The sequence below is a fragment of the Streptomyces sp. 8N114 genome, assembly GCF_052245835.1.
In the GTDB taxonomy this organism is placed as follows: domain Bacteria; phylum Actinomycetota; class Actinomycetes; order Streptomycetales; family Streptomycetaceae; genus Streptomyces.
In genome coordinates, this window is the sequence record NZ_JBQQBT010000066.1 from 1 (window position 1) to 761 (window position 761).

At 65.3% G+C, this 761-nt stretch carries 1 pseudogene; it reads left to right on the forward strand.

Features of this window, described 5'->3' with window-relative positions:
• A pseudogene (locus tag ACTWQF_RS36770) lies at positions 1-211 on the forward strand (hypothetical protein); the annotation flags it as partial.
• Between the last annotated feature and the right edge of the window lie 550 nt (positions 212-761).

Sequence of the window (761 nt, forward strand, 5' to 3'; positions counted from 1 at the left end):
AGTGCCCTGGCTGGTCTTCGCGGGTGACGTACTGACTTCCGTCAACCTGCTCATGCTGGCCCTGCTGAAGAACTCCGAACGACGCGCCGAGGACGCTATCCAGCGCAAGCTGGACGCGATCGCGGCGGCCATGCTGGAGTCGCAGGAGGGCGAGTCGCACCAGGCACGGGACTCACTGCGTGAGGCAATCCGGCTGGAGGAGGAGCTGTGATCCGCCATCTGCACCCGCGCACTCCTTCTCGCTCAGGCCCTCCGGCGCCCGCCCTCGCCTTCCTCGGCCACAACCCCGGCTCGTGTGCCGTTCGTCCCCGTCGAAATTCATGCCCTCCCCCGAATGGAGAACCAGGGAAATCACGCCGACCGCCCCTGGCCCGAACCCAGCTCCCTCATGTGAGCCGGGGCTCTGAGCGGCGCCCGAGCCACTGCGCTGTGCGGTCACGCCGCCTGTTGTCGAAGCGGGCTTCGACTGCCAAGAGGTTCTGCGCACAGCGAACCCGACCTCACAAAGGCGACCGTCTGCGTCGGGTAGAGGCGAGCAGCCGAGCCTCTTTGATCTTCATCTGCCCGGTCTCTACAGCGGCCTGTTGCTCGGGCTTCAATCTGGTCCGCAAAGACAGACGTTGCGAGACCGTTGCATGGTGCATCTGCCAGTGCCCTGGCTGGTCTTCGCGGGTGACGTACTGACTTCCGTCAACCTGCTCATGCTGGCCCTGCTGAAGAACTCCGAACGACGCGCCGAGGACGCTATCCAGCGCAAGCTG